26 protein-coding genes and 3 pseudogenes are annotated in these 26735 nt (G+C 29.0%); 10 read left to right on the top strand and 19 right to left on the bottom strand.

Annotated elements, in window-relative coordinates:
- Together HMPREF2930_RS04880 and norA are read right to left on the bottom strand one after the other, a co-directional pair.
- Positions 1-419: hypothetical protein (locus HMPREF2930_RS04880; protein ID WP_070597279.1), on the bottom strand; the 419-nt coding region annotated here is incomplete at its 3' end.
- Positions 420-577: 158 nt separating this feature from the next.
- Positions 578-1741, bottom strand: a complete 1164-nt coding sequence (gene norA / locus HMPREF2930_RS04875; protein ID WP_002449564.1) for a multidrug efflux MFS transporter NorA — start codon at positions 1739-1741, stop codon at positions 578-580.
- Between the two features lie 223 nt (positions 1742-1964).
- Here norA and HMPREF2930_RS11750 point away from each other — a divergent pair.
- Positions 1965-2340 (top strand): annotated as a pseudogene (locus HMPREF2930_RS11750) (PPC domain-containing DNA-binding protein).
- 270 nt (positions 2341-2610) lie between these two features.
- The gene (locus tag HMPREF2930_RS04870; RefSeq protein ID WP_017175972.1) at positions 2611-3228 is read left to right on the top strand and encodes a DUF1361 domain-containing protein; all 618 of its coding nucleotides are present in this window, start codon (positions 2611-2613) and stop codon (positions 3226-3228) included.
- A gap of 129 nt (positions 3229-3357) precedes the next feature.
- Here the strand turns inward: HMPREF2930_RS04870 and HMPREF2930_RS04865 are convergent, their stop codons facing one another.
- The 3 genes from HMPREF2930_RS04865 to HMPREF2930_RS04855 all read right to left on the bottom strand — a co-directional run bounded on the left by HMPREF2930_RS04865 (position 3358) and on the right by HMPREF2930_RS04855 (position 6217).
- Positions 3358-4731 carry a cryptochrome/photolyase family protein gene (locus HMPREF2930_RS04865; RefSeq protein WP_017175973.1) on the bottom strand — a complete coding sequence of 458 codons (1374 nt, stop codon included), beginning with the start codon at positions 4729-4731 and terminating at the stop codon, positions 3358-3360.
- 140 nt (positions 4732-4871) lie between these two features.
- Complete coding sequence (locus tag HMPREF2930_RS04860; protein WP_002449572.1) at positions 4872-5171, bottom strand: hypothetical protein; 300 nt, start codon at positions 5169-5171, stop codon at positions 4872-4874.
- Positions 5172-5293: 122 nt separating this feature from the next.
- The gene (locus HMPREF2930_RS04855; protein ID WP_017175974.1) at positions 5294-6217 is read right to left on the bottom strand and encodes a CobW family GTP-binding protein; all 924 of its coding nucleotides are present in this window, start codon (positions 6215-6217) and stop codon (positions 5294-5296) included.
- A gap of 222 nt (positions 6218-6439) precedes the next feature.
- Between HMPREF2930_RS04855 and HMPREF2930_RS04850 the strand changes: the two genes are divergently transcribed.
- Positions 6440-6877, top strand: a complete 438-nt coding sequence (locus HMPREF2930_RS04850; RefSeq protein WP_002449577.1) for a global transcriptional regulator MgrA — start codon at positions 6440-6442, stop codon at positions 6875-6877.
- Positions 6878-6992: 115 nt separating this feature from the next.
- On the opposite strand, the gene HMPREF2930_RS04845 is transcribed toward HMPREF2930_RS04850, so the two are convergent.
- Positions 6993-8660 carry an amino acid ABC transporter ATP-binding/permease protein gene (locus tag HMPREF2930_RS04845; protein ID WP_017175975.1) on the bottom strand — a complete coding sequence of 556 codons (1668 nt, stop codon included), beginning with the start codon at positions 8658-8660 and terminating at the stop codon, positions 6993-6995.
- On the bottom strand, positions 8644-10287 hold the full coding sequence (locus HMPREF2930_RS04840; protein WP_017175976.1) for an ABC transporter ATP-binding protein/permease: 1644 nt from the start codon (positions 10285-10287) through the stop codon (positions 8644-8646). The genes HMPREF2930_RS04845 and HMPREF2930_RS04840 overlap by 17 nt, the downstream gene beginning before the upstream one ends.
- A gap of 287 nt (positions 10288-10574) precedes the next feature.
- Between HMPREF2930_RS04840 and HMPREF2930_RS04835 the strand changes: the two genes are divergently transcribed.
- The 4 genes and pseudogenes from HMPREF2930_RS04835 (at position 10575) to HMPREF2930_RS04820 (ending at position 13086) form a co-directional block, all read left to right on the top strand.
- Positions 10575-11444: an undecaprenyl-diphosphate phosphatase gene (locus HMPREF2930_RS04835; RefSeq protein ID WP_017175977.1), complete on the top strand. Its 870-nt coding sequence runs from the start codon at positions 10575-10577 to the stop codon at positions 11442-11444.
- Between the two features lie 141 nt (positions 11445-11585).
- A pseudogene (locus HMPREF2930_RS04830) lies at positions 11586-12038 on the top strand (hypothetical protein); the annotation flags it as partial.
- 23 nt (positions 12039-12061) lie between these two features.
- Positions 12062-12523, top strand: a complete 462-nt coding sequence (locus HMPREF2930_RS04825) for a YaiI/YqxD family protein (RefSeq protein WP_017175979.1) — start codon at positions 12062-12064, stop codon at positions 12521-12523.
- Complete coding sequence (locus HMPREF2930_RS04820) at positions 12520-13086, top strand: LOG family protein (protein WP_017175980.1); 567 nt, start codon at positions 12520-12522, stop codon at positions 13084-13086. Before HMPREF2930_RS04825 ends, HMPREF2930_RS04820 begins: the two co-directional genes overlap by 4 nt.
- 227 nt (positions 13087-13313) lie before the next feature.
- On the opposite strand, the gene HMPREF2930_RS04815 is transcribed toward HMPREF2930_RS04820, so the two are convergent.
- The 4 genes from HMPREF2930_RS04815 to HMPREF2930_RS04800 form a co-directional block, all read right to left on the bottom strand.
- Positions 13314-13859 carry a GNAT family N-acetyltransferase gene (locus tag HMPREF2930_RS04815; RefSeq protein ID WP_017175981.1) on the bottom strand — a complete coding sequence of 182 codons (546 nt, stop codon included), beginning with the start codon at positions 13857-13859 and terminating at the stop codon, positions 13314-13316.
- 100 nt (positions 13860-13959) lie between these two features.
- A complete protein-coding gene (locus HMPREF2930_RS04810; protein ID WP_017175982.1) occupies positions 13960-14256 on the bottom strand; it encodes a hypothetical protein in 297 nt (98 codons plus the stop codon).
- A gap of 154 nt (positions 14257-14410) precedes the next feature.
- Positions 14411-14788, bottom strand: coding sequence for an SA0632 family lipoprotein (locus tag HMPREF2930_RS04805; RefSeq protein ID WP_017175983.1), 378 nt, complete (start codon positions 14786-14788; stop codon positions 14411-14413).
- A gap of 67 nt (positions 14789-14855) precedes the next feature.
- The gene (locus tag HMPREF2930_RS04800; RefSeq protein ID WP_017175984.1) at positions 14856-15308 is read right to left on the bottom strand and encodes a GNAT family N-acetyltransferase; all 453 of its coding nucleotides are present in this window, start codon (positions 15306-15308) and stop codon (positions 14856-14858) included.
- 122 nt (positions 15309-15430) lie between these two features.
- Between HMPREF2930_RS04800 and HMPREF2930_RS04795 the strand changes: the two genes are divergently transcribed.
- Positions 15431-16120 (top strand): DUF1129 family protein, encoded by a 690-nt coding sequence (locus HMPREF2930_RS04795; RefSeq protein WP_017175985.1) that lies wholly within the window; start codon positions 15431-15433, stop codon positions 16118-16120.
- Between the two features lie 185 nt (positions 16121-16305).
- On the opposite strand, the gene HMPREF2930_RS04790 is transcribed toward HMPREF2930_RS04795, so the two are convergent.
- The 3 genes from HMPREF2930_RS04790 to HMPREF2930_RS04780 form a co-directional block, all read right to left on the bottom strand.
- Positions 16306-17526, bottom strand: a complete 1221-nt coding sequence (locus HMPREF2930_RS04790; RefSeq protein ID WP_017175986.1) for a sugar efflux transporter — start codon at positions 17524-17526, stop codon at positions 16306-16308.
- A gap of 46 nt (positions 17527-17572) precedes the next feature.
- Entirely contained in the window at positions 17573-18427 is an 855-nt protein-coding gene (locus tag HMPREF2930_RS04785) for a LysR family transcriptional regulator (RefSeq protein ID WP_017175987.1), read from the bottom strand.
- Positions 18428-18519: 92 nt separating this feature from the next.
- Positions 18520-19077 carry a ribonuclease FAU-1 family protein gene (locus tag HMPREF2930_RS04780; protein WP_017175988.1) on the bottom strand — a complete coding sequence of 186 codons (558 nt, stop codon included), beginning with the start codon at positions 19075-19077 and terminating at the stop codon, positions 18520-18522.
- 214 nt (positions 19078-19291) lie between these two features.
- Between HMPREF2930_RS04780 and HMPREF2930_RS04775 the strand changes: the two are divergent.
- Positions 19292-20395: pseudogene (locus HMPREF2930_RS04775) on the top strand (5-methyltetrahydropteroyltriglutamate--homocysteine S-methyltransferase).
- 93 nt (positions 20396-20488) lie between these two features.
- On the opposite strand, the gene HMPREF2930_RS04770 reads toward HMPREF2930_RS04775, so the two are convergent.
- From HMPREF2930_RS04770 to HMPREF2930_RS04750, 5 genes are all read right to left on the bottom strand, one after another.
- Positions 20489-20980: a cupin domain-containing protein gene (locus tag HMPREF2930_RS04770; RefSeq protein ID WP_017175991.1), complete on the bottom strand. Its 492-nt coding sequence runs from the start codon at positions 20978-20980 to the stop codon at positions 20489-20491.
- Positions 20980-21696, bottom strand: a complete 717-nt coding sequence (locus HMPREF2930_RS04765) for a YebC/PmpR family DNA-binding transcriptional regulator (protein ID WP_017175992.1) — start codon at positions 21694-21696, stop codon at positions 20980-20982. Before HMPREF2930_RS04765 ends, HMPREF2930_RS04770 begins: the two co-directional genes overlap by 1 nt.
- 143 nt (positions 21697-21839) lie before the next feature.
- Entirely contained in the window at positions 21840-22199 is a 360-nt protein-coding gene (locus tag HMPREF2930_RS04760) for a transcriptional regulator, SarA/Rot family (protein ID WP_017175993.1), read from the bottom strand.
- Positions 22200-22348: 149 nt separating this feature from the next.
- Positions 22349-24487, bottom strand: coding sequence for a helix-turn-helix transcriptional regulator (locus HMPREF2930_RS04755; protein ID WP_070597252.1), 2139 nt, complete (start codon positions 24485-24487; stop codon positions 22349-22351).
- 302 nt (positions 24488-24789) lie between these two features.
- A complete protein-coding gene (locus HMPREF2930_RS04750) occupies positions 24790-25458 on the bottom strand; it encodes a Bax inhibitor-1/YccA family protein (protein ID WP_017175995.1) in 669 nt (222 codons plus the stop codon).
- Positions 25459-25903: 445 nt separating this feature from the next.
- On the opposite strand from HMPREF2930_RS04750, the gene HMPREF2930_RS04745 reads away from it, so the two are divergent.
- Positions 25904-26686 (top strand): CHAP domain-containing protein, encoded by a 783-nt coding sequence (locus HMPREF2930_RS04745; protein ID WP_017175996.1) that lies wholly within the window; start codon positions 25904-25906, stop codon positions 26684-26686.
- The last annotated feature ends 49 nt before the right edge of the window (positions 26687-26735 follow it).

Below are 26735 nucleotides of genomic sequence, written 5' to 3'. Positions count from 1 at the left end.
TTTTTGTTTTCTGGGTACGCTTCAAAAGTGATGGCTTGATTAGTTTCATTCAAACGCTCTAACTTTACAGGCTGTTTATAATTTTGTTGCATATAATTTTCAATTATCATTTTACATTCCTCTGTTGAGTATAAATATTTTTCTTGAGCTTTCTCATTTAACCTATAATTAACGTTTTGATTTTGACGAATATCTGCTTTGTGTTGCGTTTGATTTTTCTCAGAAGCTTCGGCAGTGTGATTGCTGTTTATATTTAATATATTTTTAGTTTCGACAATACTTCCGACTTTTGAAAAAGTAGAAATTGTTCGATGTACCTTAGCTAAGGCATTTTGATTCGTTGCGATAAATAATAGAAATGCCAAACAAATTGATAAAATGATAGCTACCACACTTAACAATATATTTTTTAAATTCATCTCCTTACCCACACTTCTCTTTGAATTTTTTTATATCTTAACATACAAATATAGATAAAATAATTCAGTAGAAGGCAATTTAAAATAATTGTAATCTTTGTAACAGTTATATTACCTAACGACTTTTTATTGTTACATTTCTATTATATAAAACTTATTTAATCACATCTGCTACGATTTAACTGTAACTTTTTCTCTATGAAAATAATTACTACCCCAAATAACATTACAATAATAGACATATATAAAGGAAATTCAATATTAACATCAAATAACGAGCCTGCTACCAATGGGCCTACAAAATTACCCATACTTGTAAATGTAGAATTAAGTCCTCCAGCAAAACCTTGTCGATTACCTGCTATATTTGAATAATAATTAGTTAGCGCTGGACGAATTAAATCAAATCCAATAAAGACAATAAAACTAATTAACATAATTGACCAGTAACTATGAGCGATTATAAGACTAAATATAACAATGACAGAATATAATAATGCCCAAGTAATAAATGTAAGTTCAGTGGTATATCTCATAAATTTATCAAAAAAGAAAATTTGGAATACTGCTCCTGCAACACCACCACCTACAATAGCAATTGAAATATCGCCAGGTGCGTAGTTTGCTTTCGCTGAAGTATATAGAGAAAATAATGTCTCAAAAGAAGACAAACCAAAAGCAAGTACAAATGTTAAGATAATTGGAGTAATAAAAACACCCCATTGGATTTTAGAAAGTTCTTTAGTTTCAAAGTGAATATGATGACTTTCCGCTGTATTTTGCGGTTGGCGAATCAATATTACAGATATAACAAACGCAATAATACCTAATGCACCTGCAAAATAAAATGGAAGACGATGTGATACTTCTGCTAAAAAACCACCAATTCCTGGTCCTAAAATAAAACCAGAGTTAATAATTGCAGACATATAACCAAAATTTTTCGCTTTATCTTTAGCTATAGAAATATCTGCAATCATTCCTGTTACACCAGGCATGACCATCCCTGCACTAAAACCACCAAGTATTCTTGATACTATTAGAAGTATAAAAGAATGACTCATAGCAAATAAGAATTCAGAGATTGTAAAAAATACTAATCCTAAACAAATAATTAATTTTTTACCCAATTTATCAGCTAAACTTCCTCCAAAAGGAGAAATAATCATTTGAGACAATGAGAAAATAGCTACTAAAATTCCTAAATCGCTTCCTTTTAATCCTAAATCTTTCAAATATACTGGAAGAACAGGAATAACAAGGCCAATTCCAACGAATATTAAAAATATATTAAAATATAATGTAAATAATTGTTTTTTCATGAAGATCACCTCTCTTTTATCTATAATTAAATACTCTTAATGAAATTCATCTAATTCATATTCTGAGAAAAGTTAAAAATTCTAAATTTTTCATCTTTCATTTAGATACTATTATATATTATTTTTTATTTTAAAATATACTATCTTACTTAATAGTTTATTCAAAGTATTTTAAATTTATGTTATATATAATTAAATTATCCTAATTATAAAAATGAAGACAATAAGATGCCCAAAAAATGGACAACACTCTCTTCTTGTTTTAGAACATGGAGAAGATATTATAAAAGAGGTTACTCACTTTGCTCAACATTAACATATTAAATTTGATTCAGTGAGTAGTGTCGGAGCTTGTGATGAGGTCGTGTTAAACTATTATAATTTAGAAACAAATGAATATGAAAAAAAGAAATAAATGAAACATTAGAGTGAACAAGTTTATTAGGGAATATTTCTCGTATTGATAATTAACCATTTGCACATTTACATGGTACATTGGTTCTCAATATTTTGAGACGTTAAGTGGACATTTAACAAAAGCTGTGGTTTCAACAACAAGTGAAATTTTCATTACGATGACTGATTGTGATATCAATTGAACGTTTGACTCGTAGACTAGACTCAACTGATTAAAATCGTAAAATTTCTCTTTCAATCAAGATTAGAAACCTCAATTCAACCGCTTCATTACAATATGTTATCACTTTTATTTAACATCATTGAGATTCTTTTCTTACAGATTACACATCTATTTTACAATTATTAATGCTTCTCTAACTTTAATTATTCTACCTTCTTTTTTCTTGATTACTTCGACTTTAACCTTTACTATAATAATTCAACTAAATCGTTAGAAAGTAGTGCATATTATGACTTCACGTTATATTGCAAGAATCTATTTTATTATTCTTTTTGTAATATCATTATTTGAAACGCGTGTATTTAACTTTGTAAGCTTAAATTTATTTTTAGCTTACATTCCACTTGAATTATGTTTCTTATTAGATTTATTTAAACCTAGAAAAAAGTTTGAATGGCTTATATTTATTATTTTTGCTCTTATTTTTATTTTATTAGTGCCCAATACATTTTACATGGTTACTGATCTTATTCATCTCAATCAGTTTACATTTGATTTTTACGTCCAACTTAATTTAATAGAATGGTTATACTTTACTTTCTTACTGCTAAGTGTATTTTTTGCGATTTATTGCATGGCTCTCATATTTGTTCATTTATCTCATTTCACTTCAAAGCTATGGTTAAATCGATGTTTATTAATAGCACTTATGTTTTTAAATGGTTTAGGAATATTTATAGGTAGATTTTTGAGATTTCATACTGTTCATTTAATTACCCGTCCATTTACTATTATCACAGAAGTCATTAGTGCCTTAAATGATAGTAGTTTAATATTTATTTCATTAATGATGCTACTTCAATTTGTCATTTTATTATTCATTAAAGGGATAAGAATGGCACATTGATATATTTCTATTTAATACAGTCTATTCATGTAGAAAAATTTTATAAGACGTTTAGTTATGTATTTAAAAAAGCTAGGGGTGGGAGCATGAACTCAATTTGAACTCTGTTTCCTTTCCCTAGCTCTTTTTTTATATATTTTTAAATATTGTCATCACATGTTCGCGCGCAACTTTATGATCTACAATTGGTTCAGGATAATCTTTACCTAATTGTATTCCTTTTTTTACTAATTGTGTTTGATGTTGAAATGGGTGATGTAAGAATTTTGCGGGCACATTATCGAATATAGGAATATATTTTTTGATATATAAAGCGTCTTTATCAAAACGTTCGCTTTGTCTAGTAGGATTAAACATCCTAAAATACGGCACAGCATCTGTCCCAGTTGAAGCTGACCATTGCCAACCATGTACATTTGAAGCTGCATCATAATCGATTAATTTTTTCCTAAAATAATCTTCGCCCCAAGCCCAATCAATAAACAAATCTTTAGTTAAAAATTGAGAGACTACCATCCGCATGCGATTATGCATAAATCCTGTCTCATTTAATTCATTCATAGCAGCATCAATAATAGGAAAACCAGTTTTACCTTCACACCAGCGATTAAACTCTTCTTTGTTATAAGACCATTGTATAGTACGATATTTTTCATTAAATGCTTCATGTGCAATATGAGGATATTGAGCCATAAGAACATAATAAAACTCACGAAACATTACTTCTCTAATAAAACTTTCGTAATTATTTTCATTTTCCTCATATCCTTCTAATAAATCTGTAATAATTTGTTTAATATCTATCAGACCATATGCTAGAACAATACTCAATTGACTAGTGAGCACTTCTGGAAGATACTCTCTATCCTTTTTATAGTTTTGAATACTATGATTTAAATAATCCTTCCAATTATTTAATGCTTGATCTTCTGATTGTCCATCATGATGATAATCATTAGTTATCGTTTGTTGTGATTGGCTACATTTATTAGCGATATCACTTAAATGATATTGATACGAAGAATGCTGTCTAAGTTTTGAACGGTGTGCTTTATAAAAACTTGTAAATACTTTATATGGTTGTCCTTGCTGATTCATCGTGTTACTTGGCTTAAAATAATGATTAACGTTAATAGTTATTACGGGTATATCGTGATTTTTAAATGCTTGTTTTAAGTGTCGAATATCATATCTTTCTTGATGATAACTCATGATATCGCCTGCCATAACTATTTCTTTAATATCATGTTCAGTACAAAACATACCTAGTTCACTATAATCGATGACATATGGTTCTATATGATGTTCTTTCAACTTATGTAAAAATTTTTCTAAAGTGCCATAATAATAATTTGCCTTTTTATCTGTACCTTTCTCTTCAAATGTTTCCTTAGGAATTATAAGATAGCATTTATCAAATGCATCTTTTTGTTGATTAATATATTCGAATAATGGATTATTATTTATTCTAAATACTCTATTGAGAATGACGCCAATATTCATATTTTCACTCCTAGAATGATGTTTGTTAATAATTTAACTACCCTATTTATCTTAAAATTAAAAGGAGTGACTATAGAATTCAATACAAATTCTATAGTGACTCCTTTCACTTAATTTATATAATGTGATTAATACTTTTATTAACCAAATATTTCTCTATTAAGTCCAAAAACGTATAGTAAAGTAAAGAAAGTTGCTGCACTTAAAATAGTTAAAATTAGCGTTAATATGAGTGTACGTTTGTACTTATTAATAAATGCGATAAACAATATTCCTAAATTATAACCAAAGAACAATCCAAATAGTGCCATTGTGATTTTTATATTTGTAAAAAAGATATTTAACAATAGAATAATAATTGCAAAAATTAAATATGGGATTGTAATCCACTTAAACTCAAAGCGAATTTGTTTAGTGCGTTTATCTTCATTATGATTCATTAATATATCCTCCTTATTCTATTATAAATGATATATTTTTTTATTCTCATGACAAGACTATGACATATTTATTAGAAATTTAGAATACTCATAACCACTCCCATAAAAATTAAGGAGTCATTTTAAGTAAATTGAATCATTTCTAACTGGTTTTTCAAACGTGTTGTATCAAGCATTTCACCAATAATAACAATAGTTAATGGAACTTCTCTATCAGTTATTCCATAAGTAGGTAATCCCATTGAAAATTGGAATTCGTATGTTGAATCCGACTGATCTTTAAATTTTACAAATCCTTTTAACCTGAATACTTCATCTGGCAAACGCATTATAAATTGGTAAAATAATTGTCGATCAATAGGAGAACTAAACGTATATTTCATAGATTGTACATTATGATGGTGGACATGAACATGCCTATTAATATCAGCAGCTTTATTTTTCACTACTACATCATCTAATTTACTATATGTAGTCACGTAAATCGTTGCTTTATTATTAATAGAAACCAATTGTTTTTTTATATTTTCTAATTCTACTTGGGTCACTAAATCCATTTTATTAAGAATAATTATATCACTATATTTAATTTGCTCTTCCATTAACTCATTCGTCTCTACCGTATATTTCATTCTATTATTAAATCTTAACGCATCAACAAGGCCTATTATTTTAGGAATTTCCACGTCATTAACTATTGTTGGATCTTGACACGCTGCAAAGACTTCTAAAGGATGTGCAATTCCAGTCGATTCAATAAGAATGTGTTGACTTTCACCTTCTTTAATAAGTGATTGTAATTGTAATACTAAATCATTATTTAAGTCACAACATACGCATCCATTGATTAATGATTTTACAGTAATATCTTCTTCGATAAGTAAACTATCAACGTCAAAAGAACCGAATTCATTCATAATAATCGTTATTTTCTCATCCTTTTTGAATAATTGGCGTATATAATTATTCAAAAGTGTAGTTTTACCACTTCCTAAAAAGCCACTAATTATTGTAATAGATATTTTTTGTTTTTTATTATTTATCATTTTAAAAACTCATTTCTATATAAAATGTATTTGAAATTAATATTATAAAAATGTACGTTAGATTACACTTGATTAAAATAGTGTTTTCTTCTAAAATTTAAGCATACTTTAATTTTAGCATGGCATTGAAATGAAGTGTGTGATAATTTATATTTTACACAACATAGACGAACTTTAATCCGAAATAAAGAGAAACGGATAAATGTCTGGAGGAGAACTTTAATGTCTGAACAACACAATTTAAAAGAGCAACTTTGTTTTAGTTTGTACAATGCACAAAGACAAGTAAATCGCTACTATTCAAACAAAGTCTTTAAAAAGTACAATCTTACTTACCCACAATTCTTAGTTTTAAGTATTTTATGGGAAGAATCCCCTGTAAATGTTAAGAAAGTAGTCACTGAATTAGCTTTAGATACAGGTACAGTATCACCCTTACTAAAAAGAATGGAGAACGTTGATTTAATTAAACGGGAACGTTCTGAAATTGACCAACGTGAAGTATTTATTCATCTTACTGAAAAAAGTGAAAATATTAAACCCGAATTAAGTGATGCATCTCAAAAAGTTGCCATCGCTTCTTCTTTGAGTAACGATGAAGTCCATGAACTTAATCGTCTATTAGGTAAAATTATTACTGCTTTTACCGAAAACAAATAATGTGACATGCTAGTACTAAACTAATTAAAGTTATTCATTTCAAAATGTAATTTATATATTTATCAATAGTAGAAAACCTGAGATCATTTTTTAAAGCTATCTCAGGTTTTTTATTTTATAATTTATTAATATGAATCATGCGATTTAAATAACCCTTATTTTGACTTAATGATACATAATCTCCGTACTCAACAACCTCACCTTCAACCATTACGATAATGGTATCGAAATATGGAAGTAAATCTAAATCATGTGTAGCAACAACTAATGTTTCTGCTTGCTTGTTAATTTCTTTCATTACATTGGTCGTATTATCTTCATCAAGCGCTGTAGTTGGCTCATCTAATAGCCAAATGTTAGATGATTTTAAAAATAAACGTGCTAAAGATAAACGTTGAATTTCACCGCCAGATAAAGAAGTTCCATCTAAAGTCAATTGCGTGTTCAAATTTAAGTAACTTAAATTCAACATATTTAAAACATCGATTAAGTTTTCATCTTTTTGATTAGATAATAAATTTTCTCTAACAGTACCATCAAATATTTGTTGGGATTGTAATAACGCATTGATTTCATTATATCTATCGTTTTCATTAATTTGAGTAATAGATTGTCCGTATAACTCAACACGACCTTCTTCTATTTCATATAATCCACATAGCAGTTGCATTAACGTACTTTTCCCTGAACCAGAAGGTCCAATGATAGCTACTTTTTCACCTTTATGGATGGTTAAATTAATATCGTTTAATACTAATGTTTCTTGATTAAAATATTTAAAGTTTAGATTAGAAATACTAAATACAGGTTCTTGTTTCGTCTGTACAGTTAACTTAGGTGTAGTGATCGAAGAATGAAACACCTCATTAATATCTGTTAACGCTTGATCTGTATCTGCTTTATAATAAGCAAAATTACTCATTGGAATAGCCTGTTCGAACAAAGTTAAAATCATTAATATCATACTCGTTACATATATAACATCTAAATATCCATGTTCAATTTGTACCACGGCTAAAGCTAAACTTAAAAAAATCGTTATAATAGAAATGAGATTCAATATATAATCATAAAATGTTAAAAAACGATTTTCTTTAGCTTGTAATCTATCATAGTATTCTAATGACCTAACGACTTTCTTTTTATATGCATCTTGTTGATTAAAAGTAATTAACTCTTGATAACCCGCTTTATAATCATAAAACTCACCTAACATTTTTTGTTCATGAGTAGTAACTTGTTGTTTAAGTATGCGTACACGCTTAGCACTTAGCCATGGTATAATCCATAAATAAAATAGCATACTTATGACAATTAAAATAGCATGAGCAATACTAAAATAAATTAATGCAACAGCAGCAATTAGCGCAGTTAAACCTATTACAAAAGGAGGATAATATACACGTAAATATATATTTTGTAGTGCCTCTACTTTATTGACCATTCTTGAGATTAAATCGCTCGATCTAAATTTACGATAAATATTAGGCACTCTTGGAAAAAGTTGCTTTACAAACTGTACTCTTATATTCCTTAACATTGTAAATGTAGTTCGATGGGATAATAACCTTTCAACATATCGCGTCATAGCACGTAAAAATCCAAATAATTTTACAGAAACGACAAGTATCATCAATGCGTAAATAGGCATGCCTAGTGCACTTTGAGTTACCATATATCCACTTAAAAAGAACATTGTAAGTGCTATTAGGCTTCCGGTAATGCTTACTAATATTGCTAAAAATAAATCTTTATCTAAATGAAATTTAATATGTGGTTTCATCTTTATTCACCACCTTATTTAATTGCGTAGAAATTTGATTATCATCTTTAATAAGATGACCTTCTTTTACATATAAACGTCGGGTTGCACGACGTATAGTCGAATTACGATGTGCGATTGTAATTGTGGTAGCATGCTTAAAGTTATGCTCTAATGTTTGTTGAACAACACGTTCAGTTTCAATATCTAAACCTGTAGTAGGCTCGTCAAATATTAGAATACTTGGACGTAGTAATAGTACTCTACAAAGTTCTATTCTTCTCATTTGACCACCAGATAACATTTCCCCACCTTCACCAATTACAGTGTGAATTCCTTTATTTAAGCTTAAAATCTTTTCTTTAAGTCCTACTGTTTCTAAAGTTTGTAAAATTTTTTCATCTGAAACCTCATTAAACATTGTAATATTATCTTTAACAGACGCTGAAAAAATATATGGCCGTTGGTTTAACATACCTATATCTGTAACTTCAGAATTAAATATAATGCGACCTTTTGTAGGTGTTATCATTTGCTGAATAAGATTCGCTAATGTGGATTTTCCAGCGCCACTTGGACCAACAATTGCAATTTTTTCTCCTTGATTGATCGAAAAAGTTATATCTTTTAAGGCATATAGAGTCGTATTAGGATATTGATAACTTACTTTATCGAAATAAATTTGATTTTGCTGATTCTGATTTATGGTAGGCGTATTGATATTTGATTCTTCAACATTATTTAAAAAATCAAAAATAATATCACTTGCTCCTTCACTTTGTTTACCAGTATGGAAGGCTTGACCTAAATCTTTAATTGCATTGTAAAATTCTGGCGCTAAAATAATCGCAATTACAGCAATTTTAAAGTTGATATGGTGAAACACGACTAAACTTAATGTCGCTTCTAGTGCAATTAAACCAATACCTAACATACTTATAAACTCAAGCATAAGGCCAGATAGAAATGCACTTTTCAAAATTTTCATCGTTAAATCCCTAAAGCGTGTGCTCTCTTTATATATGTGATTTTCCGTTTCCGTTGTTCGTCTAAATAGTCTTAAAGTAATCAAACCTTTAGCTATATTTAAAAAGCGTTGGCTAAATTGATTTAAATACGTCATTTGTTCTTTAGATTCGTCTCGTGTTTTCAAGCCAAAAATAATATAAAATAATGGAATAAATGGTGCAGTAACCGCCATAATAATAGCAGTATTAAGATGTATAAAACACATTACAATAATAATGACGAAAGGTATGCACATAGATTTAAACACTTGTGGCAAGTAATTATTAAAAAAGGGTGTAATTCCATTTGTAACTTCAGTTAAAATGTTTGTTTGTACGCCAATTGAAGCTTTAGACTTACTTGTTACTATTTTTTGACGAAGGTCATGTTTAACTTTGTAAGCTAAAATATCACCTAATCGTTGATTCAACATATTAAACGTTACTCTCAAAATTAACACGATTAAAATAGTAAATAACAATGGATAAATAGCTGAAACCTTGTGGTACAAGACTTGATTCAAAAACCTAGCAATTCCAATATTTTGAATCACTACACATATGGCTAACAATACACTAGTCATCCCCATAAAAATTGGAAATAATTTATATTTAAAGACTAAACTCATTAAATTTTTCAAATTTCTTCACCTAATACTTTATTATAGAAGCTTCATCACAAATAATCATTTAATTGATTTCAAAGTTAAGTGACAATATTATGTCATTTCTTTGAATTAATTATCTTTCACACAATACAACAAAATAGTTTTTTTATTTCAAAACAACATGACATTATTATCATATCCACCGGTAATTATTAGTAAATTATTATTTCAATATGCTATGATAATAAAGTGAATTTTTTAAAATAAAACATTTAGCATAAATGAAAGTTCATTTTTTACATAAAAGAAAGAGGTTACTTATGATAATTATTGAATTTATTAAGGCGTTAATTTTAGGTATTGTAGAAGGTCTTACTGAATTTGCTCCTGTTTCATCTACAGGACATATGATTCTTGTAGATGATATGTGGTTACAATCGTCTCAATTTTTAGGTTCTCATTCAGCTTTTACTTTTAAAATTGTCATTCAACTCGGTTCTGTGTTTGCTGCTGCATGGGTGTTCCGTGAACGTTACTTCGAAATGTTACATATCGGAAAATACAAACATGTTGCTCATAGTGAGGGAATGCGTTCTAAACCTCACCGATTGAACTTACTCCATGTATTAGTAGGTATGATTCCAGCTGGAATTTTAGGTGTTCTTTTTGATGACTTTATTGAAGCGCATTTATTTAGTGTACCCACTGTAATGATTGGTTTATTCATTGGTGCTATTTATATGATTATTGCTGATAAATACAGTACTAAAGTAAAGCACCCGCAAACAGTCGATCAAATTAATTATTTCCAAGCATTTGTCATTGGTATTTCTCAAGCAGTTGCAATGTGGCCTGGTTTCAGTAGATCTGGATCAACAATTTCTACTGGGGTATTAATGAAACTCAATCATAAATCTGCTTCTGATTTCACGTTTATTATGGCAGTCCCAATTATGTTAGCTGCAAGTGCATTATCATTACTTAAAAATTATCAATATATTGATCTTGCACATGTCCCATTTTATATTATTGGATTCTTAGCAGCATTTATTGTCGGTTTAATTGCAATTAAAACGTTCTTACATTTAATTAATAAAGTGAAGTTAGTACCATTTGCGATTTATCGAATCGTACTAGTTATTTTCATTGCTATTCTTTATTTCGGATTCGGTATTGGTAAAGGTATTTAATGATATCACACTAAAATTCTTTTTGAATTTTAGTGTTTTTTTATAAAAATTTTAGATAACTATTTTAATCTAGTGCAATCGTTTGAATTCCTGTATCATAGGGTAATGAAAGAGAAAGAAAATTTTATGGGGGCAACGAGTATGGACAAAAAACAAGTTATTAAAACAGCAATTAACGTGTTACCGATATTTATCGTACCACTAGTTGTAGAACGTAAAAAAATTAAGTCTCATCCAGATGTTCAAAAAGCTTCGCATGCAACTTCACATGCTACACATACGGTAGCAAATAAGGCATCTAGTGTTAAAGATTACTTTGGTGATAAAAAACAAGAGTTCGATAATAAGCGTGAACTCAAAAAAATTGCTAAAGAAAATGATCCTAAATATATTAAGAAAAAAGGATCAAAATTAGCTAAAAAGAACCATAAACAATCTTCTAAATTAGAGAAAAAACTTCAAAAAAATATTGATAAACGTCATAAAGAAGAAGAAAAAATTCAAAAACATAATGAAAAACAGCGAATTAAAGAAATGAAGAAATATGATAACTATAATGCCGACAGTATTATCACTCAAGATAAAGTTTTACATTCAGAAAAGGCTACAAATAAATAATGACAACCATATTTGTTGATGGTGATGCTTGTCCAGTCGTTAATGAAATTATTGATTTAACAGCTGAGACAGGCTTTTTTGTTACGATTTTACGGAGCTTTAGTCATTTTTCTCATTCTCATTATCCAAGTCATGTAAATATATTATACGTTGATGATGGACCAGATGCAGTGGATTACAAAATTATACAACTTGTAACAACTAGCGATATTGTGATTACTCAAGATTATGGATTAGCTAGTTTGTTACTAAAGAAAGCTAGAATTATAATGCATCATAAAGGATTTATCTATAACGAAAATAATATAGATATATTACTTCAACAGCGTTATAATAATGCACAAATTAGAAAACAAGGTGGACGTCATAAAGGACCCTCCCCTTTTTCAAAAGCAGACCGACAGCATTTTTGTGATGTTTTTCAAACCTTACTTAATCAATTAATGGAGGATACAAAATGAAACGTATAGCAGTATATTGTGGAGCAAGTAAAGGGAATAATCCTATTTATGTTAAAGAAGCATATCAATTAGGAAAATATATGGCTGAACAAGGTTATGAACTCATTTTTGGAGCGGGTTCAGTAGGTATCATGGGCGCTATTCAAGATGGCGTACTAGATTACGGAGGCCGTGCAATTGGAGTGATGCCTAAAATGTTAGATGAACGTGAAATTACAAGTCAAAAAGTAAGTGAGCTCATTCTTGTAGACTCAATGCACGAACGCAAAGAAAAAATGACTGAATTAGCAGATGCTTTTGTTATGGCACCAGGAGGAGCTGGTTCTCTTGAAGAATTTTTCGAAATGTATAGCTGGGCACAAATTGGTATACATCAAAAACCAATCGGCATCTTTAATTTAAATGGATTCTTTAATCCGCTTCAAATTTTGATTGATCATATGATTGAAGAAGGTTTTATCGATAAAAAATATAAAGAGTTAGCACCTTTATATGACACTAAAGAGGCTCTAATTGATGGATTACTTAATTATAAACCTCTTGGTGTTAGAACCTATGATTGATTAATATTATAAAAAAGATGGGCCAACGAATTCTTTCTGAATTTGTTGGCCCATCCTAGTTTCGGCATCAAATATAGAGACTTTCGTGTTAAGTGTTTCTATATTTGCGTCTAGGACTAGAAATAAATTTGTTTTTTATCGTCACATTTTTAATGTAGTCCATAACTTTTAATATGCTAAAAGCCTCTAGGGTTTCTATTTATCTTCTAGTATTTATTTATTAATATTTATATGTTTAACTTTTTTTGATATCTTACATGTCTTTTAAGTGGATGATATTTACTTAGGTCAGGTAGTTCAAAATAATCAAATAATGACATCCCAATTTTTTCCATTACTTTTCGAGAGGCCAAATTCCCCTCAGCAGTAAGACTAAATACTTCTTCTATGCCTTTTTCTTTTGCATACTCTAAAACAGCCATAGCACCTTCAGTAGCAATACCATTCCCCCATACTTCAGGGATAAGTCGCCATCCAATTTCATATATAGGTAAATTTTCAAAAGGATATTTACTATCTTTTGGTAAGTAGTTTAACCCTATATATCCTAGCCATGCTCCTGTCTCTTTAAGCTCAACAGCAAACAGCCCAATTCCTTTTTCTTTTAAAATATCATCCATTCGTTGCATATCTAATTCTGAACGTCTATAACTTAATAGACTTGGAAAATAGCGTCTTACCTGAGGATTTGCATTCATTTTTTGAAAAGATAATAAATCTTTTTCTTCCCAATCACGCAATCTCAATCTTTCTGTTTCTATATAAACAACCATTTATCCACACTCCATTACCCAAATACAATTATGAAAAAAGTGTGACATGGAGTATATAACCATAACACACTTCGTTTCGTTCATTTTGATTAAAAAATTATTAATTTTTTGAAATATAACTTATTAATTCGATATGTACTGGAATTTCTTTTAACTTATCACGTTGATTTTTAGGTGCTACAAATGTTGCATCGATATAATCATTACGATGATTAAGTTTAAAAGTAGCTACAAAAGTATCACTTTCTGATTCAAAATTTGGCAAGTGTGCTACAACACGTTTAATGTCTCCAGTTGAATGAGTTACTGTACGTCCAGTAATATTTTCAATCTCTTTACCTAATTCTGGAAGTGTAAGGTCACGTCCCTCTAGAATTTGAAAATCATGTTCATGCATAGTTATCTCTCCAATACTATAAATTATGTGCTGAATTTTATTATTATATTTTTAAACTTTATTTTCAAATATATGGATATTATATTCAAAATGTATTTAAATACTATTACCCTTCTTATTCTATCGCCAAACCTGCAGCCTTTTAAAACCGATATTAGTTGTTCTCTGTAGACGAACTAGAGCTTGTATTATTACTTGATTGTTCACTATTTGAGTCACTACTTTGTTCTTCAGTACTACTAGAACTTTCATTTGATAAATTCGTTTGACTTGAGTTATCCTTTTTGGATTTTTCAGTTTCTTGTTTAACTGATTCTTTGGCAACAGAACTATCTACTTCTTTTTGTAACTTTTCTCGTTGCGCATTGAGCTTTTCTTTTTGTTTCTCTAGATTATTTTTTTCATTTTTTAAATCTTTATTTTCTTTTTCTAGCTGTTTAATATCATTTTCTAAAGATACTTTTTCTTCACTTTTACCACATGCTGACAATATTAAAGTCGCTAATAGTAAAAGTACAATCCACTTCTTCATATATTTCTCCTTTAAATATATATCAATAACACTTATTTTAACATGAAATGTGGCATGATTCATTTTATTATTTTAAGTCTTTTCGCATTTTAACATGAGTTATATCATATCCTTGTTCACGATTGATATGAATCATTTGTTCATTATTCGCATCCACTGTGCTTTTGATAGAATGTGCATCTTTTTCTATCGCCCATTGTTCTAATGCCAATTTTAAATTAGTAGCTATCCCACTGTTTCGACAATGAGGGTGTGTATATAACATTTCAATCGTTACCACTTTCGTACTCGTTTCAAAATGACCCCAAATGAAAGCAGAAGGTTCTCTAAAATCATGTTTTGACTCAATAACATAAATAATATCTTGGTTCATGTTTAATCTTCTCTCAATCATTTCTTGTCTTAAAGCTATAGAGAGCGTTGTAGCATGATAATTTAATCCACTTTTTTCTAAGTAATATTCATGAATACTTGCAATATTCTCAATTAATTGATCATCAGTAATTGAAAGACTTCTCATTTTATATTCTCCCTATTTATACATTATATTCTTTACATAACTATGATATGATTATTCATATTTAATATATAATAATCAACTTTTAAAACTTTTAAACATTTTTATTTTTAAGGGGATAATAAATGAAATCGACTGCAACATTAGCCCGCGAAAACAACGTGAAATCCATGCGTTTAAATAATACGGATCGAGAAATCTTTGAAAACTATATGACTTATATTAGATCAGATTTACGTGTAAATCCGCATGATAGTGAACTCATGCTCAATCGTATTTTGAAGGAGTTACTTGCCGCAGAAAATGATGGAACTTTAGCTCTTGAATTTTTCGATCATGACCCAAAAGCACACGCTAAAAAACAACTTAAATCCCTACCAAATGAAACATTTAAAAATATTGTTAAATCTATTTTTAGAAATTTTATCTTTTTAATGGGTATATTCTTTTTCTTTAAGGGGTTTATCGGTTTTTTTGTTCCTGATAATCATAATGAAGTATATTTATATACCTTTCCTATTACGCTCATCATTGGTTTAACTATTATATTTCTCTTTATTTTAGTCGTTTTTAAAACTGTTCAATTACAGTGTTTTAATAATTCGCATTGGATTTGGTGGTTTAATTACTGTATTATTGCATTACTAGTAGTAGCACTATTTTATGTATTTTTTATTCCACAGTCATTTTTAGCATATGGACCTAGTATTCAAATTAATAATTGGGCATTTATTATCATTTCTATAATTATTACACCTATTGCTTTCTATATAGAACATCATTTTGTTGATGAAGATTCAAATACTGTGTTATAAAAATATGAAATAAGAGCCTAGAACATTATTCTCAAAAACATAACAACTCTTTGAGCTACATATAAATTAAATAATTATAAAAAAGACCCTTTTTCTATTATTTCAATAGAAAAAGTGGTCTTTTTCATTTGTCGAAGGATTTAAAGTCCCAGACTTTTATTTTCATACATAATCATTTCTTTTAATTATTGTATATTCATAGTTGAGGATGTAAACTTTTGATCTTTAGTGAACAATATTAAAATCATACCAATAAAAATAGATAAGGCAGAAACATAAAAAACGTTTTCTAATCCAACCCAATGACTCATTACGCCACCTAATAAATTTCCACATAATTGTCCTATTACCATTGCATTAGCAAATAAAGTCGACGCATAACCAGGAAAGTCAGGTAGTATATCTTGGAAATAACTAATACCCAGTCCTAATAAAATCGCTAAATAAAATGCTAAAAATACTTGTCCTATCATCATCATATATATATTTTCAAATATACCAATACTAAAATAAAATAGACCACCACTTATGGCTCCTAGTATAAGCAAAGTGCGTGTAGATAATTTGGATGCTAAAATCCCTAATATAACCATAAAAGGCACCTCTAAGCCAGCACATAAACTTGCTAAAGTACCTACATAACCTTCTCGTTCTTTCAAATATTCTGTAACGAATAATGGCATATTCATTGTATACATCCACTGACCAATATGTAGAAGTATAAAAGCAATAAATGGAATAAATAAAGCTTTATCTTTTAACATATTAGGTGCAGTTATTTCAATACTAGCAGTATCTTTAACTTGTTCGTTTATAGTCAGATTTAAATCTTTATAAAAGAATATTTGTAACAACAGTGTAAATAATAAAATGATAACTGTGCCGCCAAATAGCCCTGCGTAGCCCATAAATTGAATGAGATATGCACCAATGAGTGGACCAAATAAAAAGCCAAAAGAGAACATTGATCTTAAGACAGTATTAGCAAATTTTGCATTATTTCTGGATGAAGACGCATTAATAGATTCTCTAGCGGATGCATATAATTGGGGCATTGCAGGTGCGAATAATCCTTGAAATATCGCATATACTATAATAAATAGCCATATATGATGGATGTAAAAATATATAGAAAAACTAAGTGCTCCCATAAATAGTGCACAAATAATAAGTATTTTCCGATTAAGATGATGTGTATCTGAAAATCTAGCAACAATCGCATTTACAGTAAATTGACTGACTGCAGCCAAAGCTAAAAGAACACCAAACTGATTTGTCGACATTCCTAGTTCATTTGTTGCGAATAAAACAAAGTATGGCACTGTAATGGCAATACCCATTCCTAAGAGCATCATATTAATAAGAAATAATTTATAGTTTTTAATATGCAATAGTGCTGAAAACATATATTATACCTCTATTCTTCTTTTAAATTGCAATATTGATTAACTATTATTTAGTAAAATTAAGCATTAAAGAAACAAAAGCATCAACTTGTGGTAGTTGCAATATACTACTATCATAACTCATATACGTTGAGCGGATTAACGGAAGACCATCAATGTTGACTTTTTCAAATTCAAATACGTGATGATCAATATTCTTCATCATTATTTCTGGAAGAATAGTTACTCCTACACCACTTATTAGCATTTCTTTACATGTTGCCACTTGATCTACTGTAATGGTAGCATGATAATCTTGTCCAAATTTTTCACTATACCAATGATTAATTTGATTGATATATATTGGATCTGCTTGAAATTCAATAAATGGTAACTTTGACACATCTTCATGACGTTCTTTTGGATAAATAAAATAATGTTCATCATCAAATAAATGGATATTTTTTAAATTCATTACTTTATTCCCTCTGGTAATTAAAAGGTGATAATCTCTATGATTAGATCTAATTTGCTCTGTTGAACCCACTTGAACTTGTATTTCTACATTAGGAAATTGTGTATTATACAAACTCAATACACGGGGCAATATTGTTTGTCCAATTAAAGATGAACATCCTATAGATATGGTTCCATTTACTTCCCCTATATGTGCTTGTATTTTATCGAAAAACATTTTTTCTCGATTCAACATATCACGTGCATGTTCGATAATCATTGCACCTTCTGTAGTAGTAATTAATTGTTTTTTAGTACGAATAAATATTTCTACTCCAAACGCATGTTCAATTGCTTTTAAGCGTTGCGTGACTGCTGGTTGTGATATATATAAAATTTCAGCAGCTTTTCTTAACGTTTTCGTCTCATCTAATGTAATTAGTAATTGATAATCTTCAATTTTCATAGCTTCCCCCTTATGTTTATCCACGAATACGGCTATGATGGTAAATAAAATTGATACTATTTCATTATTGTTTTAGTATTAAAGAAATATAATTACGCTTTCTTATGCTTATTTAATTTACCTATCATCTTTTTATAACAATGCATAATTCGATGATGTATCTCTGCAAAATTGTCCTCAATCTCAATCATCAATTGATGAGCGATAATATAGGCTTCATGGTATTGTTTCTTCGTAATTTGTCCATTTTTCAAAGCTAGTTCTAAATCATGTTCATCTACTAACTCATATTCACCAGTGGATGGTAAAACCAACACATCTAAAAATAAATCTAATGTTCTCGCGTTCCCTTTTTGAGTAATATTTTTAATGTTAATATCAAAATAGTACTCTAATGGATTCCCCTTATCATCAAACATTGCAGTAATACTATAGCGTTTTTTTTCTGGCAAAATTTGTAGCCATTTATAGTTATTATCTACTACAACTACATTTTGATCGACCACCGTCACCTCTAAAGGCTCACGCACCTTTTTCATCGTGACCAAGCCAATAATACCTTTAAACCTATTATTATTTACCTTAACTTCTATGTAATCACGTTCAATTAGGCGACGCCAGTGACGTTTATCTATGTATTTAATTTTCATAAAGCCACCAACTCCTTGTCATTATTATATTAAACTAAGTAAACCATGTCATCTTATGCCATGCTTTATTACTTTTAGCATATAAATTTATTAATTTTTCAATTTCATTTTACTACAACTATTAAATTTTTAGGTAAAATTGACAAAAACACTAAGATTTGATAGTTTTATTCTATATTATCTGAAAATTCTAAATAAAAGGAGCGTTTTATATATGACAGTTAGACCTTTTCGAGCAGATCACGTGGGAAGTTTATTACGTCCTAAACGCCTAAAAGAAGCGAGATTTAAGTTTAATAATAACGAATTATCTTTAGAAGAATTAACACGTATTGAAGATGAAGAAATCGAACGTATTATTGAAAAACAAATTGAGATTGGTTTACATAGCATTACAGATGGAGAATTTCGTAGAAGTTGGTGGCACTTTGATTTTCTAGAGAATATTAATGGCGTATAAGGATATACTCCTGACCACGGATTAGAATTTGAAGGTGTAGAAACACGTGCACATAATGTGAGAATTGTGGACAAAGTATCATTTAATTCAAATCATCCACACTTTGAACACTTTAAGTTTTTATATAAAAAAGTGGCTGGTCGCGCAACTGCTAAAGTATCAATACCTAGTCCAAATCAATTATTCCACCCTAATATTTTAAATGAAACGATTTACCCTAATATAGAAGATTTTGCAAATGATATTGCCAAAGTTTATCATGAAACGCTACAAGCATTTTATGACTTAGGAGCGCGCTATATTCAATTAGATGACGTATACTGGGCTGGTTTAACTGACGGTACTCAAAAAGTGAGAGGTCGTCAACGTTCTGAAGATGAAAAACTAAAAGCACGTGATTTGGCCTATAAAGTGATTAATAAAGCGATCGAAGGACTGCCAAATGATTTAATTCTGACTACTCATATTTGTCGTGGTAACTATAAATCAACTTGGGCAATTTCTGGAGGATATGAAGTCATCGCCCCTTACCTATTTAAAGAAAATTTAAATGGTTTCTTTTTAGAGTATGATGATGAACGTTCAGGTGATTTCGAACCGCTTCGTTTCTTTAATGACAATGCTTATGCAGTTTTAGGACTTATCACCTCTAAAACAGGTGAATTGGAAAATAAAGACACAATTAAAAAAAGAATTAAAGAAGCAGAACAATATGTAAATATTGACCATATCTGTATTAGTCCACAATGTGGTTTTGCTTCTACAGAAGAAGGGAATGCTCTAACTGAACAAGAGCAATGGAACAAATTAGCTTATGTTGTAGAATTAGCTAATGAACTTTTTGGTACTGCTGAATAGAAGCATGTCAGCAATGGTGTCCTCTATCTCTTTTTAAAAAAGACACTTCATTCATGTAGTTATACTTAACTAGATGAATGAAGTGTCTAATTATTAATACTCAATGTTTTTCAATGCATATTTTTGAATCATTCGGCGATATTGTGGATATACTTCTATCAACTCATCTTGTGTGAATAATTCAAAATACTTAAATTCAAATGCAGGTTGACACATACAGCCTACTAAACTATAACCTTCCGAATGAGGTACACTCGAAGCAAAAATGGTTCCTTTGGGAACAACATATTGTAGCACTTCTCCATGGTCTACATTTGGACCTAACAAGACACTACGATACTGGCCATCTTCAGTTAACATATGTATCTCTAGTGATACACCAGCATGATAATACCATACTTCATCAGCATCTATACGATGAAAATGCGAGATATCATCTGCTTTTAATAAGAAAAGTATACTACTAAAAGATGCCCTTTCTTCTTTCTTTATACCCTCTGGTCGAATAGTTTCTTTATAATATCCACCTTCTGGATGAGATTCCAAGTCTAACGATTGTATCCAAAACGAAGCCGTGTATTTCATTATTTTAAGTCCACATTATGGAAAACATTTTGAACATCTTCTAAATCTTCAAGTGCATCAATAAGTTTTTCAAGTGTTGCTTGATCATCTGCTGAAAGTTCAATGTCAGTCTGAGGTAACATTTCAAACTCTGCAATTTTAAAGTCTTCTACACCTGATTGACGTAGTGCATCTTGTACTTGTGCAAATTGATCAGGTTCTGCATACACAATCGTCAAGCCATCTTCTTCAATAACGTCTCTTACATCTACATCTTGTTCCATCAATGTTTCTAGGACGTCATCGGCAGATTTCCCTTCGATACCAAACGTTGCAGTATGGTCAAACATATAAGCTACTGAACCAGATACACCCATATTACCACCATTTTTTCCAAATGCTGCTCTAACATCTGATGCTGTACGATTCACGTTATTAGTTAAGGCATCTACAATAATCATGGAGCCACTTGGACCAAATCCTTCATAACGTAGATGGTCATAATTTTCATCTCCACCACCTTTAGCTTTATCAATGGCTCTATCTATAATATGATTTGGAACAGAATATGTTTTTGCTCTTTCTAGCACAAGTCTTAATGCTTGATTTGATTCAGGATCTGGCTCCCCTGATTTAGCCGCTACATAAATTTCTTTACCAAATTTTGCATATATTCTACTAGTATTTTTATCTTTTTGGGCTTTTTTTTCTTTAATATTATTCCATTTACGTCCCATATTGTCATCTCGCTTTCTTACTCAATACTACTTATTATATAGTATTAATAATTTATTGTCTAAATTGAAAAAATGTTACTTCTTTAAAAAAAATAAAATACTGACAAAGCATCCCCCTGTCAGTACTCTCCCAATTCATTTAGTTAATTACTTAAAAATCTTTCTACATCATTAAATAAAGCATTAAATTGATCAATATTAGATTTGTTCATATAGATAAAAATTTTACGTTCATCTTCTGTTGATCGAACCTTACTTAATTTCTCTTTTTCTATTAGTCTGCGTATAGAAACAAGTAATTTTGTTCTACTTAATTCTAGTTCTTCAATTGCAACTTTTAAGAATGTTTGCATTAAAATTTGATCGTCTGCTGTGTATTCGTAAGCTAATTTTAATAAAGCTAAATCATTTAAGGTTAGTTTGTATTCTTTGTCTATATATCCAGACAACGCTTTATATTGTTTATAGATTTTCAGCAAGCGATTTAATTCATCGTTACTCAAGCATTTGCACCTCCAATAAAAGCGAACAATTCAATATATATTATCCTTTAATTTTGGAGTTCTGTCTTTTGCATTTGTTTTGAATTTTTTGTTAAATTTACCAACAAACTCAAATATTGTTGTGCAAAACTTTTTTGAGATGAAATTTATTATTTATATATCTCAATTATATAAAGCCCGTTATAATCAAGTTTAATTTGTAATGCCTCTTTATTAAAGTCATGTTCTCTAATTTTAAAAGAAGAATGTAATAAACGATTTACTTTCTTCAAGAATGTTTTAGACCATTGATAACGATTACGTATGTCTTCAGTAATAATATGATTAATATTGCCATTATAATCATCAATCTTTTGAATTTTTATAAGATGATTTTTATTTGTCTTATGTTTAAAATCTACATATATATCAGTTTTTTCATAATTAGCATTTCGTGATTCACTTTCTAGAACACGCCAATCATATATAAATAGTATGAATTTATTTTCTTTTTCAATCACTATATAGTGATCTTTAATGTATTTTGGTTCCTGACTAAGCGTCATGATATATGCCATCATTGTCCCTAATATTGTTTTAAAACCTTTTTCATCAAAAAGATGTAAAGCATTAAATTGATGACTATCCTGTCTAAAATTGAAACCAATACCATCAAAGTGTTGAGCTGATTTAATGTTTGTTTCTACAATTAACGGGGCACTACTATTTAAGTCATTATATTCACTATTTAAAAACGCATGATTTTCAACGTTTAAAAATATGATTCTTTGATTTTCTAAATCAATGTGATTTAAAATTTCACGTATATTTTGATATCGTAATATATTCTTTACTAATAAACGATTATTATCTTCTATTAAATAGGGTTGATTTAGTTTTGAATTATCAATAAACAGAAATTGGAAATTCACTCTTTTAATTTGCGATTCTAAAGTTTTAAACAAAACTGGATTATTTAGCAAGTTACTAATTTCTAATCCAAAAGAAAACCGATTTGTTTTATGTTGTATTTTTAATATCATACGATAAATGGCTTTTAAATCAATCTTTTCTAAATCAAAAACAATCCCTAATTCGTGATTTACATTTACTTCAACTTGGTTTATTTCAAGATAATCTAATACATTTTCATATGTCATTTCAAGGAAGTCAATTAGATTTAAATCCTCAAGTTTAAAACTTATATTTAGATTTTTTCTAATAATATATTCAAATATTCGCTGAAGTTCTTTAACAGTGAAGTGTTCTTTTATTTCTTTCATATCCGCTCTTACATAAATCATTAATGACGGACTCTCGTCAAGATAATCGATATATTTCTCTAAAAATAACAGTTTTATTTCTTCAATCGTATTGATCTGTACTACACATTGATAAGGTTTAATAAACGTATCTAATTTTGAATCGATATATATTTTATGTTCTGTTTTCTTTTGATAATAATATTGTTGTGACTGAATCATATCTCTTATATTTTGTAAACTATCATCAATATGAGTTTCATAATCCATAAAAATCATTTTTTCATATTTATTACACGATCTATATTCATTTGGTGTCATTCCCATATAACTTTTGAACGTTTTAGAATAACTTGATGCATTACTAAACCCTACTTTTTCACTAATTAAACTAATCGTATCGTTTGTTTTCAATAATAATTCAAATGAATTTGCAATCTTCAAAGTGTCTACATAAGTTTTAAAACTAATATTTAACAACTGTGTAAATTGTGATGATAAATTAGATTTAGATGTAAATAGATTAGATGAAACGTCTTTTAATGTTAATTTCTTTTCAATATTTTCGTTAATATAGTCTAATACTTCACTTAACTCCCCATAATAAGCATAATTACATTGATCATTAGCAATATCTATTTCAACACTACCTTGTCTTCCAATAATTTGAACAATGTCAACTATGTATTTGTTATCTTCTGAAACAGATTTATGATTAATATGATTCATTGTTATCTGTAATAATGCTTTTTTTATTGCATTAATAGATTTAACTAAATTAATTGAATATTTATAATCAAAGAAATTAAATCCTTCTTCTTTAAACCAATCACTTGCAATATAAATCATTATTGTTTTCTCATTCTTATTAATTGAAAAAATATCTTTATTGTTTATAACGTAGATATCGTTATTAATCGTCACTTTTTTGGCAAAATGTTGAATTTCTAATGAACCTTTTATTGGGAACAGCAATATGATACCATCTTGACAACGTGTCATTTGATATTCATGCTTAGTAAGTACGTGAAAATACCCATTAGACATATACTAACCTCTTTCTAATCTTGGTAGTCCTTCTTTTAATGTGTTTATATAAAAATGCTAATTTATAAGTGTTTAAATGTAAATCTATCACAACATTAATACTAAATCAAAAATACGTATAAAATTAAATTAAGTTTAATTTTATATTAAATACATTTCATAATTATTTAAAAAAGATGCTCTATAATTGCCTTCTTACTTTAATAAAATAAACAGCTTTAGACTACTCTTTATTTAAAATGTTTTGAAAACAATGTGAGAACATCTTTTCTAAATATTCAACTTATTATAAATATGAATGTCTAGTTTTTAAAGCGATTTGCTAAATTCAATATATCTTTGATGATATTTAATAAATTAAGAAATAAATTAAAACCCATTTCTCTTGGCGTAAATCTACCATGTTTCATACGATTAAAATCAAATAATGTATATAGTAAAAACAAGACTAAACTAACCATTGTAATAACGATATGGAATATTGAATTACGAATAAATAAGCCAACTAGACTAGCAATAATAAGCGCAATTAATGTTACAAATAAATATTTACCTAAGCTAGAAGCATCATTAATGACAAAATACCCCAATATTCCAAATACAATGAACGCTATAATGGCTAACAATATATTTTTATAAAAAACGTCTGCGCCTAAATTTTGCATATACATTGAAAATGTTGCATACGATAATAAGCCAATAATAATAGCATAGATATGCGAAATAATAAGACCATATTTACGTGCTCTTTTAATAAATAACGTCGCTAATACAATAACAAATAATGTGATTGATAAAGGACGTCGCCATTCTACAGGCAAATATTGACCTAAATAACAGCCAATCCCAAAAATAAGCCAATAATATGTAAAAAATAGCCAAACTTTACGATATGCATGGTTTTGTTGAGTATTATCTTTTGAACGTGCGTTTTGATGTTGATGATTTACTAAATTTGAAGAACTCGGCATCTTATACTCCTCTTTTAAATAGTATCTTACATTAATTGTACAATATTTGTTGAGAATAAAAAAATAGTATAATTTATTTACTTTTAAGTAGGTATCTTATCAAGAAAATACAAAAATTATTACAAGTTTAAATCATTAAAAACAATTCAACTTACCTCTTACACGATACGTCCTTGCTTCAATTTTACTGTAAGAAATATTACAAATTTCTTTTTAAAGCAATTTAATTTTATCTAAATAAAACTGTTAAAAACTACTGTATCAAGGGTTTTTATCTATTTACAAAAAATCGTATTACTTTTAATCATATTACAAGATAATAACAATCCACATATTCTTATATTTTTTTGATAGTATATGCATGTGATATAAAAAGGTAAATTATACAAATTTAACAATATTAAATTCTAAAAATAAATTTTAAAATTCAAGGAGGGTACGTAGTTTGAAAAAGTTAGCTTTTACGTTATCTATTGCGTCAGGAGCTGTAGCATTTTTCTCTCATCATGCTGAAGCATCAACACAACATACTGTTCAACCTGGAGATTCTTTATGGAGTATTGCAAACAAATACAATACCACTATTGATGAGCTTAAACGAAATAATCAATTAAATGGTAATTTAATTTTTCCAGGACAAGTACTAACTATTAATGGATCGTCAACTACAACATCTACTACATCAAGTAGTTTATCAAGTAAGTCTTCTACTACTTATACTGTTCAATCTGGTGATTCACTTTCTCGTATCGCTAATAAATATGGAACTTCAGTTACTAACTTAATGAATGCAAATAATTTGAAAAATTATTTAATTTACCCTGGTCAAGTATTAAAAATTCCAAGTAGTTCGAGTACTACAAACTCATCATCTACTAATGCTTCACCAACCTTTAACCATCAAAATTTATACACTGCTGGGCAATGTACATGGTATGTGTTTAATCGTCGCGCCCAAGCTGGATTACCCATTAGTACATATTGGTCTGATGCTAAGTATTGGACTTATAATGCTGCCTCAGATGGTTATATTGTTAATCATACTCCTACTGTTGGAGCAATTATGCAATCGACTGCTGGGTATTATGGCCATGTAGCATACGTGGAGCGTGTGAATCCAGATGGTAGTATTCTAATTTCAGAAATGAATTATACATATGGCCCTTATAACACAGATACTCGTGTGATTCCTGCTTCATTAGTTTCTAACTATAACTATATTCATTAATATGATTCAAACCACAAAATGAGGCTGGGACATAATTCCTAACAAAATA

The sequence above is a fragment of the Staphylococcus sp. HMSC068C09 genome (assembly GCF_001813735.1).
In the GTDB taxonomy this organism is placed as follows: domain Bacteria; phylum Bacillota; class Bacilli; order Staphylococcales; family Staphylococcaceae; genus Staphylococcus; species Staphylococcus hominis.
This window is presented reverse-complemented; position numbering and strand designations above follow the sequence as displayed.